The organism is Corynebacterium wankanglinii (genome assembly GCF_013601005.1).
Classification (GTDB): domain Bacteria; phylum Actinomycetota; class Actinomycetes; order Mycobacteriales; family Mycobacteriaceae; genus Corynebacterium; species Corynebacterium wankanglinii.
This window is the reverse complement of record NZ_JABFED010000007.1, coordinates 93,522-106,508: the sequence shown is the minus strand read 5'-3', so window position 1 is coordinate 106,508 and position 12,987 is coordinate 93,522. Positions and strand designations below refer to the sequence as shown.

Genomic DNA, 12,987 nt, shown 5'->3' with positions numbered 1-12,987 from the left:
GTGGGGGCCCAGCTAATCAGCAATGATTAGCTGGGCGTCTTGGTGTGGCTTTCCGCTTAGAAACCGTCTGGATAAGAGAAGAAAACCTATGCAAAGTTGTTGCAGACCTTGGGGCTGGGAAGTTCTCGTGTACTCCTGCTCGCAGAAGGCATTACGTGAATTCTGGCCGGATCGTACCGTTAACAGTGACGAATTTGAGCCTGCCCGATTTGGCTGCGGGGCTATCTGACAAGTTAAGCCCCTTGGTAGTCAGATAAGATGGAATAGCTTCGATGCCCAGTCTCACGTGCGAGCTGCAATTGTTTTTATGTGCTAGAGCGAGATTTTCATCTTGAGTCAGCCACCAAGGTGTGAGCCCGAAATCCACCACGCCAATGTCAAACGGAACGATATGGGTGACCTGCAATATTCCAGTCTTGCCTTTACAGTGTGCACATTTTTCACCGTCACGTTTGATGATTGCTTCGCGCCGCTTACCTGAAAACCTCCGTGGTACTTCTTTCCTGTAGGTCTCCCATTCACTAGGAGTTAACCAAGTTTGTCCAGAAAAACCGGCTGGATCTTTTAGGGCTGGCGAAGTCATTCTTCCTCACTTCATACCGTAAACGAAAGGAGTCTTAAATTCGGTCGATGGCTATGATTTTAGGGGAACTGGATAGCGCGTGTTGGAAAATGTTTGGGCCACTTCGTTAATACTGGTGTGGTGGGTATCGAGTAGCGCTCGGCCCGGCGCGCCTTCAACGAGAGGTCGGGTAGTGGCTCCACATCAACTGCAGGGGTACCTTGCGCGCACTCTCGCGCATTGGCCACACCATCAGATTGATCGGAGCGAAATTCCCATGAGCATGATTGTCTCCAGGGTGCGTACTTTAGTGTGGTGCAACGCTTGCTGATGCTGAGGGTTTCCGATTCTTTGTGTGCGGGGGCAACCACCGTAGGTCAACGTTTTGGTGAGAGCGTCGCTCAGCAACGCGACACCTTCATCTGGCGAGAGAACCCCCGGTAGTTCAAAAATGGTTGTCGCAATCTCCGGTTAAAACCAGTTTCAGGAATACGGAAGGTGAACGTTGCTCGCCTAACCTCCAAGTTCGCGCTGCGTGATCTCTCAGGTGGCGCTAGTTTTTGACGCATGATGTCCCGCCGCGCACTCGCCGTCACCACCTTTGCCGTTTTCACCGCCACAGCCGCCACCACAACCGTTCCCGCCAACGCCTCCCAGCCGGAGGCGTTCCCCGAATCCACCCGCCCGTACCTGTACTTCCAGAGCTTCGACGGGGCGGACAACCCCGCCCACTTCACGCACGACCTGCCCAAGGGCTGGTCGCAAGACGTCGACGGCGTGACCTCGGGCGAGGCCCGCTGGAACGGGTGGACCGTCTCGGACGTGCGCCACTGGACCTGGGCCGCCGGCACCGACGAGCGCCACTTTTTCACCCAGGGGCACGACCAGTTCGCCATCATCGATTCGAAGCAGCAGCGCCTCGCCGAGCGCGACTCCATGGACGCGCGCATGACCACCGAGCCGATCGACATCGCCGGCCAGAGCAAGGTCGCGCTCGAGTTCGACCAGCACTACCGGCAGGGCAAGAAGGGGCAAACCGCACGGGTTGCGGTGGGTTTCGATGGTGGGGAACCGGAGGTCGTCGATAGGCTAACTAGCGATCGCTACTCCTCCCACGAGTACTTCGAGCTCGACGTGCCGGAAGGCGCCAAGACGATGCAGGTGACGTTTAGCTACCTCGGCGGCAACGACGACTACTGGTGGGCAGTGGACAACGTCGCGGTGCGCGCGCCGTTCACCCAGGCCGCGGAGAAGCCGAACACCGTCATCGACGTCATCTCCGATACGCAGGACGACCCGGAGGATTTCAAGCTGGCTGTCCGGCGCCTCAACGCCATGCCGGAGAAGGCCAGCGCGCTGGTGATCAACGGCGATCTGGTGGATAACGGCAGCCAGGAGCAGTGGGACAAGTTCCTCGCCGCGCGCAAGGAGGTCCCGCACGATTCGGGCGTGGAGCTGTGGACCATCGGCAACCACGAGATGTACGGCAAGGAAACCTCGGAGGTGCACATGCAGCGCTTCCTCAAATACTCCGGGCAGGACAAGCCGTGGAACGAGGTGGTGGTGGACGACACCCCGCTGATCAGCATTAACACGGAGTACTACTCGGACGTCGACCGCGACGGCAAGGAGCCGTTCCAGCGCATCTCCGCCGAGCAGCTGAAGTGGCTGGACGAGCGCCTCGCGCACTGGGATAAGCAGGGCGTGACCGCGCTGGTGTTCACGCACCCGCTGCTGCCGGGGACGGTGTCGATGAGCCATTCCGCCTGGTACCAGAACGATTTCGAGGACGAGCAGGCCATCTCGGATGTGCTGTCCAAGTACAACGACATCGTGGCGTTCACCAGCCACTCGCACTCCTCGCTGAAGCAGAACAACTGGTGGGGCACCAGGCGTTACGACGGCACCCCGCAAGGCGCCATCGGCTTCCCCGTGGTGAACACGGGCGCGATCCTCAACGAGTACCTGCCGGACGGCGACCACGACGAAAAGATCGTGGACGACAAGGCCGCCACCGGCCTGCGCGTGAAGGTTTACGACGACCGCATCCGCGTCGAGGCCTGGGACTTCAAGGACGGCCGCAGCCTACTCAACCCCGACGGCGAGGCAAAGATGCTCAAGTACCAGGACTTTTCAAAGCAGCACCGCCTATCGACGCCTCCGGTACAGCCCCCGGCAGAGCCCACCCCGGACGCTGATGCTGATTCTGATTCGGCGGAGGGCTCCTCTGCCGGAGCGAAGGCCGCCCTGGTCATCGGCATCGTCGCGGCGCTTGGCGGGGCCTTCGCGTTCATCGCCTCGCAGTTTGGCGACCAGTTGCGCGGGTTGCTCCCGGCTCCGATCGCGGGGCTTCGGTAGCGCTGAGGGGTTGCAGCGCGCGTTTCGACGGAACTGCCCGGGGTAGCAATGCCCTAATCAACGGCATATGCTCACACTTAGTTGAACTGGGCTACAGGGAGGAGGAGTTCCGTGAGACTTACCATCGAACAAGCCGCATCTGGATATCGCGTGGATGCGTCGTTGCTGCAAGGCATCGTCGATAAAGGGTTGGTTGCTCTGGATGCGAACGGGACGGTCAACCACCTGTTAGCCCAAGCGATGTCGCGTTATGTATCGGACGAGTTCGAGGCTTTGTTCGGCGCTTCGGCGACTCTGCCCGGCCTCGACCTCGTGTTCACCGGAATGACCAACGTGCCCTGCGCGCGATTTGTGCAAGCTGGAACGGGGCTGTTGGGTATCGAGAGATTCGGAATCGTGCCTGGGGGACGGCAGTTTTACCAGGTATCTGATTTCGGGGCGCTTTATTCCGCTGGAGTTACCGAATTGTCCGATCAAGTTAGCTCTCACGGTTTCCTCATCCGGGAGGAAGACACCAGCGAAATGCAGGCTTTTGCGGATGCGTACATGCTTGGAGATACACGCGTTCAGACCGCGATTCGGACTCACCTCGCTTCAGCCTCCAATACTGCTGCTTAACAATGGCAGCGAATATTTTCCAGCACGTGGCCGAAGCTGCTGAAATCCTCGACGGACAAGATTGGTTGTTAGTCGGAGGGGCGATGACCCAGGTGCACTGCGTTTTAGGGGAGGTCACCTACGAGCGCCCCACATCCGACGTGGATATTGTCGTGGATCCTGTTCGAGATTCGACGCTAATCGGAGTTGCGGCATGCCTTGAAAAGAACGGTTTCGAAAGAGTCGACCAATTGCATAGCAGTGGGGCTCTCCATCGCTTCGAACGGGAGAACGGTTTCGCCATCGATGTTATGGGGAAAGACAGTAACCTCACGCCTGATCGCTGGTTGGGGTTTCGCGTCGTAAAGTGCCCGGGGTCAAAGTCCGCTCTGGGGCGATATTCGGACGGCAAGCAAAAAGAGATTCTTGAGGTAGATGTGGGCGAGGGCCGGAGCGTCCGTATCCCCAATGTCTGGTCCGCTCTAGCAATCAAAGGGTGGGCACTACGCCAGCCGGACGCCAACCGCCAGCGGCACGTGCAAGACTCCCTAGCGCTTCTCGCTTGCGCATCAGTCACTGAGCCGAAGCGCAATCTCACCAAGTCGGAGCGCAAGGCGATTAATTTCGTGCTCTCCAGCGACTACCTCAGTCACATGGAGAATTGGGGACCGCTTTCTGACCGACACTGGCAAGCGGTATTAACCGAGATCCGGAGACTGCGTCCTCAAGGCGAAATCGGAGTTCCTGATCCTTTGAAGCCGATGCTCCCGCCGCCGAAGCTCTAGAACGCCGAAAATTGTCTTGGTGCCCAGCAGGACTACTATCGCGTCATTGAACTGGGAAGGAGTACGCCGTGGCATCACATTCTGGGCGGTCCGTGGTTGGACCTTTGGTCGTCGTCACGCTGCTGGCCCTCGTATACCTGTGGTGGACCGGCAACGACCAGCCCACCGACGAGCCCGCGCCCGAACCGCCCGCCGCCGAGGCCCCCGCGCCGGCGCCGCAGCAAGAGGCGCCGTTCATCGCGGACAGCCGCCCGCTGGAGATGTACATTCCCGCGATTGGCCTGGTCGCGGACTTCGAGCCGAATGATTGTCGCGCGCACGACGGCACCATCGACCCGGCCACGCTCGACCTCGCGTGCGCGTACACCTCACCCGACCGCCCGTACGCGCTGCCGGGCTCGCAGGCCGAGGACATTGTGGTCATCGCGGGTCACACAGGTTCCGGGGTGGAGGCAGTCTTCGACAAGCTTTACGACGGCTCCGCCGACCACCACACCGTCCGCGCCGGCGACGTGCTGTACCTGCGCACCGAGGCCTCCGGCGAGGCGTGGCTGAAGTACACGGCGACGGACTTCCACGACCCGGTGAAAGCGTCACTAAGCAGCGACACCTCCATCTGGGGTGACGGCCCCACCCCTGGCAGGTTGCTGACAATCAGTTGCATCCAGCCGCCGTTCTACCAACAGTCGGTGCGAAATGCGGTTGTGGGCTGGCAGTTTGCAGGTGTCGCCGGGCCTATCGACGGCTCCGCCGAACCCGCCCCAGTCATCCCCCGGGGATAGCTCGCGGCGCCCATCGTGCGTGGATTTCGTATCGAACTGACAGGGTGTGTGGAGGGTCCGGTTGTAACGTAACCGCGCCACCTGGCCGATGCATTAGGTGGGTGGGATAAACAACCGAAAGTGAAGGAGCAGACAATGCGTTTGAACAAGACTGCAATCGCACTGACGACCGCCGCTGCACTTGGTGCTGGCGTAATCCCGACTGCGGGTGCTCAGGAGAGCAACGCGCCGAAGCTCGACGACGGCGTGCAGCAGGCCACCGACAGCCCGAACGATGCCGATATGAGCATCTTCGGCAACGGCACTGGCGACGGTGCCGCGCAGGCGACCGGCAACGCCCCGGAAAACCCGAACGACCAGCTGCTTCCGGGCGCCCCGGAGGGCTCGGAGCCGGCCTCGTCGAACTCCCTGGGTTCCAATGAGCAGGCTGCGACCGAGACCGAAACCGCCACTGCTACCGCGACGGCCACGGAAACGGCAACGGCAACGGCGGGCGACTCGGGCGCTGCCGCGGGCACTGAGGGCACCGCCACCGGCACCGCGACGGCAACTGCGACGGAGACCGCGACAGGTACCGCCACTGCCACCGCCACGCCGACCACCAAGGACAACACTGCCGCGATCGTGCTCGGCTCCCTGGGTGCACTCGCCGGCCTGGGCCTGATCATCGCCGGTGTGCAGTACTTCGTGAACAAGGACGGTGACCTGGTCAAGGACCCGAACCGCGTCGACCAGCCTGCCTCCCCGGAAGAGAAGGCCGAGTCTGAGCAGGTGAAGAAGGACCACGGCGATGAGATCGCCAAGCAGGTCGAGGCCAACGGCGGCGCCCCGGCCGCCGGCGCTGGCAACGCAGGTAACGCTGGCGCTGGCGCCGCGGCGAACGGTGCCGGCAACGCCGCCGCAGCGAACGGCGAGCGCGGCATGAACGCTTCCACCGGTGTGGCGGAGCTGCCCGCCGGTCTGGTCGCGCTGCTGATCCTGTCCATCGTGGGCGCTGCGGGCTACGCCTTCAGCCGCCGCGAGACGGTCTAAGGCTCTATAGCGCCGAAGTGCTCTGAGATCGTCGGCCCCGCTTTGCGATTCGTCGCAAGGCGGGGCCTTCGCTTGTTGAAAGCGGTTGCGCGAAGAATTGTCGTGTGTACAATGTGCGTACGCATGAGAGGGGAGAGTCAAAATGACAGTGAAAGATCGCCGATTGAACCTTCGGACCACGGCACTGCAAGATGATCGGCTCAGGCAGGCCGCAGAGGCGACCAATAAGTCAGTCTCGGAGTTTGTGTTGGAGAGTGCGGTTGAGCGAGCTGAAATGGTGCTCGCTGATCAGCGCTGGTTCGTTCTGAGTGAAGAGAACTTCTCGCATGTAGAGAAACTTCTAGAGCGGCCAGCAGATTTTGGGAAGTTGGCTGAGCTGTTTGCGGGCGAAAGCCCATTCGGGAAGGAATTCAGCTTTGGTGGCTGACGGAGTCCTTCAGTCACCGCGGCAATTGGTCAAGAGCGATGATCGGGCGTCGTTTCGGTGTGGGGTCGCTTCCTTGGACTTGTGGTTCCACCGGTATGCACTACAAAATCAGCGTGCGAAAAACTGCGCTGTCTATGTGTCGACGTGGAACGCGCGGGTCGCCGGATATTACGCGATCTGCACCGGGGGATTGGAAAAGGGAGCGGCGCCGGGAAACTTCGCAAAAGGTCGGCCGGATCCGATTCCCGTAATTATTCTTGCTCGACTGGCTGTGGACGTGGATGCGCAGGGCAAAGGTGTCGGCAGAGCGTTGCTGCGCGATGCTTTAGCGCGATGTTTCACGGCTGCCGCGGCGGTTGGGGCGGCGGCCGTCGTGGTCCACGCGTTGGATCAACAGGCGAAGGATTTCTACCTCCGACACGCCGATTTTCACGAAATACCGGGGGAGCCGTTGCATCTGCTGCTGCCGATGAAGGGGATTGAGCAGATCGTAGGGCCGTAAACCCCTACTGCGGCTCCACCGGGTTGCCCTGCCACACGGTCATGGCCGGCACCTCGTCGCCACGCATGACCAGCGAGCCCGGGCCCACCGTCGCGCCGGCGCCGATGACGGAGCCTGGCAGGGAAACCGAGTGGGCGGCCAGCGTCGCCGAGTCCAGGATCGAGACCGTGTCCAGGGACATCACGCGGTCCTGGAACAGGTGCGTCTGCACCACCGTGCCCGGGCCGACCGACGCGCCGCGGCCCACCACGCACAAGTCCGTCTCCGGGAACCAGTAGGACTCGATCCACGCGCCGCGGCCGACGCGCACGCCCAGCGCGCGCAGCGCCAGGTTCATCTCGCCGGAACCGGAGGCCCAGTTGAAGAACCACGGCGCGGCCACGACCTCGACGAACTGGTCCTGCAGCTCGTTGAGCCACACAAACCAGGAGTACAGCGGGTGCTCGCCAGCGCGGTGGCGGCCAACCAGCACCCACTTCGCCACCACGGCGGACAGCACGGCCAGCACGCCCACGGCCATCCACACCAGGCCGCCGAGCAGGAACGGCCAGAAGCCGAAGCGCTCCAGAAGCGTCACCACAAAAGCGGCGAACACCGCCGCCAGCACGGCTTGCGTCATGGGGGCGAGCAGCCGCAACGTCTCCACAAACCCGCGCTTGCGCATCAGCGACGCGGACGGCTTGTAGGTCGCCTCGCCGGCGGCCTCCACCTCGACGCGGCGCATGCGCTCCGGCGGCGAGCCCCACCAGTTCGAGCCCGCCTTGGATTTCTTCGGCGACGCTGACAGCACCGCCACCAGCGACTGTTTCGCCAGCTTGCGGCCCGGCGCGACCATGCCGGAGTTGCCCACGAAGGAGCGTTTGCCCACCACGGTGCGGTCGGTGCGGATCCAGCCGCCGCCGAGTTCGTAGGTGCCCACCATGGTGTCGTCGGCGAGGAAGGCTCCGTCGCGCACCTCGGTCAGCTTCGGCACCATCACGGCGGTGGAGACCTCGGCGTTCTCCCCGATCTGCGCGCCGAGCGAACGCAGCCACACCGGCGTGGCCATGCCTGCGTAGATGGGGAAGTAGCGGGTGCGGGCGTCGTCCATAAGCCTGGTCACGGTCCACAGCGCCCAGCCATGCAAGCTGCGCACGGGGAACACGCCGGGCTTTACGCCTATCGACGTCAACCTCACGGCCACCCACGTCAAACCCAATCCAGCGGCGATGTAGACCAGACCGCCGACTGGTGCGAACACCAGCAGGCCCCACACCGACGTGGTCTGCACCAGGCGCGCCAGCCCCACCGTCGCGGCGACGCCGGCGACACCGGCCGTCGCCGGCAGCAGCGCCAGCACCAGCGACGTCAGGCCGTAGCCCAGCGCCCACAGCGGGCGGCGCGGCGGGCGCTCGTCCGGGAAGCGGTGCTTGGACCGGCCCACCTTGCGGGCAGGCGACCCCGCCCAGCGCGCGCCCTTCTTCACGGGTTTCTCGCCGGTGACGGTGGAGCCGGCCTCCACGTGCGCGCCGTCGCGGATCTCAGTTCCGGGCATGAGCGTGGAGCGCGCGCCGACGCGGGCCTCCGCGCCGATGCGCACCTCGCCCACATGCAGCTCGTCGCCGTCGAGCCACACGCCCGATAAGTCCACCTCGGGCTCGATGGCGGCGCCCTCGCCGACCGTGAGCAGGCCGGTGACCGGGGCGAAGGTGTGCATGTCCACGCCCTTGCCAATCGTCGCACCCAGCATGCGGGCGGTAATCTTGGCGGCGTTGGCGCTGGAGATGTTCAGCGCGCCAGATGCCGTAAGCCACCGCTCGGCGGCCCACAAGCGCACGTGCTGCGCGCCTCCGCGCGGGTACACACCGGGTTGCACCCGGCCACGGATCAGCCGTGCGCCGAGCGCACCGATGGGGATGCGGCCGAACGGGGTGCACAGCACCACAAACGCGGCGGCGAGCCACGCCCAGCTCAGCTGCGTCAAGCCCAACAGGTTCGCGGCGATGGCCACCCAGGTCACGGCCGTGGCGGCCTTCAGGGTCATCACCGGGACCATCAGCAGTGTCTGCGCGATCCTCGTACCAGCGCCGACGGGCGCCACGTCGCGTTCGCGGGTTGCGGTGCGGTGGGAAAGCGTGAGCTCGTCGATAAGCGAGGCAAGCGTTTCCAACCTGGGGTGGTCGTAGAGGTCGCGCACCGCGATAGTGGGCACACGCTCGCGCAGGCGCGTGATCAGCGCGGCGGCCGCGAGCGAGGAGCCGCCGAGTTCGAAGAAGTCCGCGTCTCGGCCCGGCACGTCCAGGCCGAGGACCTCGACCCACTGCTGGGCCACCCACGCCTCGGTGTCGGTCAGCCCCACGGCGTCGACGCTGGCGGGCAGCGGCCACGGCAAGGCCTTTTTATCCACCTTGCCGGAGGTGCGGATGGGCAGCTCGTCCATCACGTGCAGGCGCGGCACAAGCGCGGCCGGCATGACCTCGGCGAGGCGCTCGCGCATCTGCTGAACGTCCAGCTCCGCGCCCTCGTTGGGGGAGACGTAGCCCACCAGCACCTTGTCGCCGCTCGGCAGCGTTTGCACCGCCACGGCGGAGTTGTACACCCCGTCGAGGGCGGCGACGTTGGCCTCCACCTCACCGAGCTCGATGCGGCGTCCGCCGATTTTCACCTGGTCGTCGGCGCGGCCGATAAACGCCAGGCCGTTGTCGGTGAGCTTGACGTGGTCACCGGTGCGGTAGGCGCGCTCCCATTCGCCCATCGGCGCGTACTTTTCCGCGTCCTTCTCCGGGTCCAAGTAGCGGGCCAGCCCGACGCCGCCGATGATCAGCTCGCCTTGCCCGTCTTCGCCATCGCTTGCGATGGCGAGATCCCATCCGTCCAGCGGCCAGCCGATGGTCACCGGCTCACCCGGGGACAGCTGCTTGGCGCTGGCCACCACGGTCGCTTCGGTGGGCCCGTAGGTGTTCCACATCTCGCGGCCCGCAGCCAGGCGGTCCGTCAGCTCCTGCGAGCAGGCCTCGCCGCCCACGATGAGCAGACGGATGTTATCCAGCGCCTCCTTCGGCCACAGGCCGGCAAGGGTGGGCACGGTGGAGACCACCGTGATGTCGCGGCGGATCAGCCACGGTCCCAGGTCCTGGCCGGAGCGCACCAGCGCGCGCGGGGCGGGCACCAGGCAGGCGCCGTGGCCCCACGCCAGCCACATCTCCTCGCAGGAGGCGTCGAAGGCCACGGACAGGCCGGCCAGCACCCGGTCGTCCGGGCCCAGCGGGTTGTCCTGGCAGAACAGGCGCGCCTCCGCGTCCACGAACGCGGCCGCGGAGCGGTGCGTGACCGCCACGCCCTTTGGTTTGCCCGTCGAGCCCGAGGTGAAAATGATCCAGCAGTCGTGGTCCGGGGTAACCTCGCCGAGCTCGCCCGGCTGCGCGGGCTTGAGCACCCGCAGGCCGTCGTCGGTCCAGATCGCGTCCACGTCCGCCTCGCCGAAGACGGTCTCCGCGCGCTCGTCCGGGTCGTCCGCGTCCACCGGCACGTACGCGCAGCCCGCGCGCATGGTGGACAGGATGGCGAGGTAGAGCTCCCTGCTTCCCGACGTCATCCTGATCCCCACGCGACCCCCATCGCGCACGCCCTTGGCACGCATGCCAGCCGCGCGGTGCTCGATTTCCTCCACCAGCTCGGCGTAGGTGAGCACGCCGTCGTCGGCGGAGTTGGCGCCGCCGTCATCGATGGCGGCGGCATCGGGGTGCTCGGCGGCGGTGGCCGTGAGGACGTCGATAAGCGTCCGCTCCGGCGGCGCCAAGTGGCTGCGGAGGAGGGGATTGTCGGGCTGAGACATGCGGATAAGGCTAATGGTGCCGGAAGAATCCGCAAATCGTGGGAAACGCCAACTATTTGGTTGCGCCCATTGAGACCGCCGCCCCCGCGGATCCAGCTACCAAGAACCAGCTAACCGCCCCCTAGAGCCTTGGTAGCTGGGCCTAGATAGCTGGATCTGCTATGGCATGCGCGGACCCGAGGACGCCGCTAACCTCAGAGCCGCTGCCTCAGCAGAGGCCGCTCCAAGGGGGAACATGGATCACGCACAGTTGGTGGCGCCGCTAGTGGCGCGCGGGGACGTGGACGAGCAAGAATGCGTGCAGCTATCCGCAACGAAATTTGTGCCGCTAGCGCACTGGCAGGGTCTGAAACGCTACCAACAGGAGTTTCTCCGCTGCTACGCGCACGGGGTGAGCGCCCATAAGGCGGTGCTGATGGGCAGATCGGCAGCACGGGTGTACGGCATGTGGGTCGTGGGCAAAGACGCCGAGACTGTTGAGCTGGCGCAGCGAAACGGGCACCCGCCGTCCAAGTCGCAGTGGCCCGAGGGCGTGATCTACCGCAACATCACCGTCCCCGACATCGACGTCAGGGAATTCGACGCGTTCGACCCTGCCGGCGGCGACGGCCAGCTCCGTCTCACAACGATGTCGCGCACTGCTGTAGACATTGCCCGTTTCCACGGCGTACGCGACGCCGTCGTGGCCATAGACGGCCTCTACCGCGACAAAACTCCACTTCAGATCGATGCCGTCCAGGCGGCGCTTTCGTCCACGATCACTCGGCTTACGGGCAAGAAGGGAGTGGGTCAGGCTAGGCGGGCGTTGGAGCTCAGCTCGGCGAAATCCGAATCCGCAATGGAGTCGCTTTTCCGCATCATCCTAGCCGAACACGGCATTGAGGTCCTGGAGCAGATGTGGGTGGGCCGGCACTTCCGGGTCGATCTGTTGTGGGGCAACCTAATCATCGAAATCGACGGCTACATCAAATTCGAAGACATGCCGCATGCCGAGGTGATGAAGATGACCCGGCGCGAAAACTGGCTGAAGGAGCAGGGCTACGAGGTGCTCCATCTGTTTCCGGTGGAAATTCTTTTCCAGGAGGCCGAATGCATCCGTCGCGTGGTCGAAGCGAAGGCGCGCGCGGATCGCCGTGGACCTGTGACCGTCCCGGCGACGCGGTATCGGCCGTAGCGGGGGCTCGGGTTGGCGGGGCTTGAGGTGGATCCAGCTAGTAGGTGCCAGCTATCACGCCCCTGGAGCCCTGATAGCTGGGGCCTACTAGCTGGATCTGTGAAAAACGGGGCGGGCGGAAAAACGGGCGAACGAAAAACCCGCGCGCGGGCAACCCCGTCTAGTCCTCCGCCTCCAACGCCTGGGAGAGTTTGCGCAGGCTCTTCAGCTGCTTGGAGGATGACGCCTCCAGCGCGCGGTCCTCCGCCTCCGCGACGTCGCCGCCGAGCTTGGTCAACGCCTTCGAGCCCTTCTTCGTGGCGGCGACGATCTGGCGCCGCCTGTCCTTCGGGTCGCGCTCGCGGGTGACCCAGTTGTTCTTCTCCAGAGAATCGACGAGACGCACCATGTCCGAGGCGTCGATGCCCAGCAACTCCGACAGCTGGCGCTGGCTCATCGGTTGCACGTCCACGCAGGTGAGGATCCAGTACTCCCGCATGGTGGAGTCGTGGTTGCCCAGTGCGCGCTCCACCTCGTCTTTCGTGTGTCTGCGCACGCGTTCGATCTGGAAGTGGGGGGACTTGGCCAGGGCGGACGGCAGTTCGGGGAGCGTCGACATAGGGTCTATCTTAACTGTCTGACCGCGCCCAACAATGGGCGTTACCTAACTTTGGTGGGGCAGGCCTTGTTCCACCCAGGCGGTGGTGCCGCCGGCGACGTTGATCACGTTGTCCCAGCCGCGCGCCTGTTCCAGGAACTCGCCCGCCTGGGCGCTGCGCCCGCCGGACTTGCAGATCAGGTAAATGTCCTGGTCCGGATCGATCTCGTCGGCGCGGGCGACAAAGACGGACAGGGGAATGTTCACGGCGCCTTCCGCGCGCACGGCGGCGAACTCGTCGGGCTCGCGGACGTCGATAAGCTGCGCGCCTGCGGGGACTTCGGTGACAGAAACTTCTTTCATGGCTCGTATGATAA

The 12,987-nt window shown here is 64.2% G+C and carries 12 protein-coding genes; 8 read left to right on the top strand and 4 right to left on the bottom strand.

Going from position 1 to position 12,987, the window contains the following annotated elements; translation table 11 throughout:
- Window positions 1-151: 151 nt before the first annotated feature.
- Window positions 152-583 (bottom strand): HNH endonuclease, encoded by a 432-nt coding sequence (locus HMA55_RS09715; protein ID WP_181192847.1) that lies wholly within the window; start codon window positions 581-583, stop codon window positions 152-154.
- 546 nt (window positions 584-1,129) lie between these two features.
- Here HMA55_RS09715 and HMA55_RS09710 point away from each other — a divergent pair.
- From HMA55_RS09710 to HMA55_RS09680, 7 genes are all read left to right on the top strand, one after another.
- Entirely contained in the window at window positions 1,130-2,920 is a 1,791-nt protein-coding gene (locus HMA55_RS09710; protein WP_181192846.1) for a metallophosphoesterase family protein, read from the top strand.
- A 111-nt stretch (window positions 2,921-3,031) separates the two neighbouring features.
- The gene (locus HMA55_RS09705; protein ID WP_181192845.1) at window positions 3,032-3,538 is read left to right on the top strand and encodes a hypothetical protein; all 507 of its coding nucleotides are present in this window, start codon (window positions 3,032-3,034) and stop codon (window positions 3,536-3,538) included.
- Window positions 3,539-3,564: 26 nt separating this feature from the next.
- On the top strand, window positions 3,565-4,302 hold the full coding sequence (locus HMA55_RS09700) for a hypothetical protein (protein WP_181192844.1): 738 nt from the start codon (window positions 3,565-3,567) through the stop codon (window positions 4,300-4,302).
- 68 nt (window positions 4,303-4,370) lie between these two features.
- Window positions 4,371-5,084 carry a sortase family protein gene (locus tag HMA55_RS09695; RefSeq protein ID WP_257802556.1) on the top strand — a complete coding sequence of 238 codons (714 nt, stop codon included), beginning with the start codon at window positions 4,371-4,373 and terminating at the stop codon, window positions 5,082-5,084.
- A 135-nt stretch (window positions 5,085-5,219) separates the two neighbouring features.
- A complete protein-coding gene (locus HMA55_RS09690; RefSeq protein ID WP_181192843.1) occupies window positions 5,220-6,116 on the top strand; it encodes a hypothetical protein in 897 nt (298 codons plus the stop codon).
- A 142-nt stretch (window positions 6,117-6,258) separates the two neighbouring features.
- Window positions 6,259-6,543 (top strand): type II toxin-antitoxin system TacA family antitoxin, encoded by a 285-nt coding sequence (locus HMA55_RS09685; protein WP_181192842.1) that lies wholly within the window; start codon window positions 6,259-6,261, stop codon window positions 6,541-6,543.
- 73 nt (window positions 6,544-6,616) lie between these two features.
- Window positions 6,617-7,045 carry a GNAT family N-acetyltransferase gene (locus HMA55_RS09680; protein ID WP_219910519.1) on the top strand — a complete coding sequence of 143 codons (429 nt, stop codon included), beginning with the start codon at window positions 6,617-6,619 and terminating at the stop codon, window positions 7,043-7,045.
- Between the two features lie 4 nt (window positions 7,046-7,049).
- On the opposite strand, the gene HMA55_RS09675 is transcribed toward HMA55_RS09680, so the two are convergent.
- Window positions 7,050-10,859, bottom strand: coding sequence for a Pls/PosA family non-ribosomal peptide synthetase (locus HMA55_RS09675; protein WP_181192840.1), 3,810 nt, complete (start codon window positions 10,857-10,859; stop codon window positions 7,050-7,052).
- A 235-nt stretch (window positions 10,860-11,094) separates the two neighbouring features.
- Between HMA55_RS09675 and HMA55_RS09670 the strand changes: the two genes are divergently transcribed.
- The gene (locus HMA55_RS09670; RefSeq protein WP_181192839.1) at window positions 11,095-12,033 is read left to right on the top strand and encodes a PDDEXK family nuclease; all 939 of its coding nucleotides are present in this window, start codon (window positions 11,095-11,097) and stop codon (window positions 12,031-12,033) included.
- Between the two features lie 160 nt (window positions 12,034-12,193).
- Here the strand turns inward: HMA55_RS09670 and HMA55_RS09665 are convergent, their stop codons facing one another.
- Window positions 12,194-12,631, bottom strand: coding sequence for a MarR family winged helix-turn-helix transcriptional regulator (locus tag HMA55_RS09665; protein ID WP_181192838.1), 438 nt, complete (start codon window positions 12,629-12,631; stop codon window positions 12,194-12,196).
- A gap of 45 nt (window positions 12,632-12,676) precedes the next feature.
- Window positions 12,677-12,973 carry a rhodanese-like domain-containing protein gene (locus HMA55_RS09660; RefSeq protein WP_181192837.1) on the bottom strand — a complete coding sequence of 99 codons (297 nt, stop codon included), beginning with the start codon at window positions 12,971-12,973 and terminating at the stop codon, window positions 12,677-12,679.
- Between the last annotated feature and the right edge of the window lie 14 nt (window positions 12,974-12,987).

What these genes read in the sequence shown, in the direction of transcription:
- HMA55_RS09715 (WP_181192847.1), bottom strand. Translation starts at nt 583, where the DNA reads ATGACTTCGCCAGCCCTAAAAGATCCAGCCGGTTTTTCTGGACAAACT.
- HMA55_RS09710 (WP_181192846.1), top strand. Translation starts at nt 1,130, where the DNA reads ATGATGTCCCGCCGCGCACTCGCCGTCACCACCTTTGCCGTTTTCACC.
- HMA55_RS09690 (WP_181192843.1), top strand. Translation starts at nt 5,220, where the DNA reads ATGCGTTTGAACAAGACTGCAATCGCACTGACGACCGCCGCTGCACTT.
- HMA55_RS09685 (WP_181192842.1), top strand. Translation starts at nt 6,259, where the DNA reads ATGACAGTGAAAGATCGCCGATTGAACCTTCGGACCACGGCACTGCAA.
- HMA55_RS09675 (WP_181192840.1), bottom strand. Translation starts at nt 10,859, where the DNA reads ATGTCTCAGCCCGACAATCCCCTCCTCCGCAGCCACTTGGCGCCGCCG.
- HMA55_RS09670 (WP_181192839.1), top strand. Translation starts at nt 11,095, where the DNA reads ATGGATCACGCACAGTTGGTGGCGCCGCTAGTGGCGCGCGGGGACGTG.
- HMA55_RS09665 (WP_181192838.1), bottom strand. Translation starts at nt 12,631, where the DNA reads ATGTCGACGCTCCCCGAACTGCCGTCCGCCCTGGCCAAGTCCCCCCAC.
- HMA55_RS09660 (WP_181192837.1), bottom strand. Translation starts at nt 12,973, where the DNA reads ATGAAAGAAGTTTCTGTCACCGAAGTCCCCGCAGGCGCGCAGCTTATC.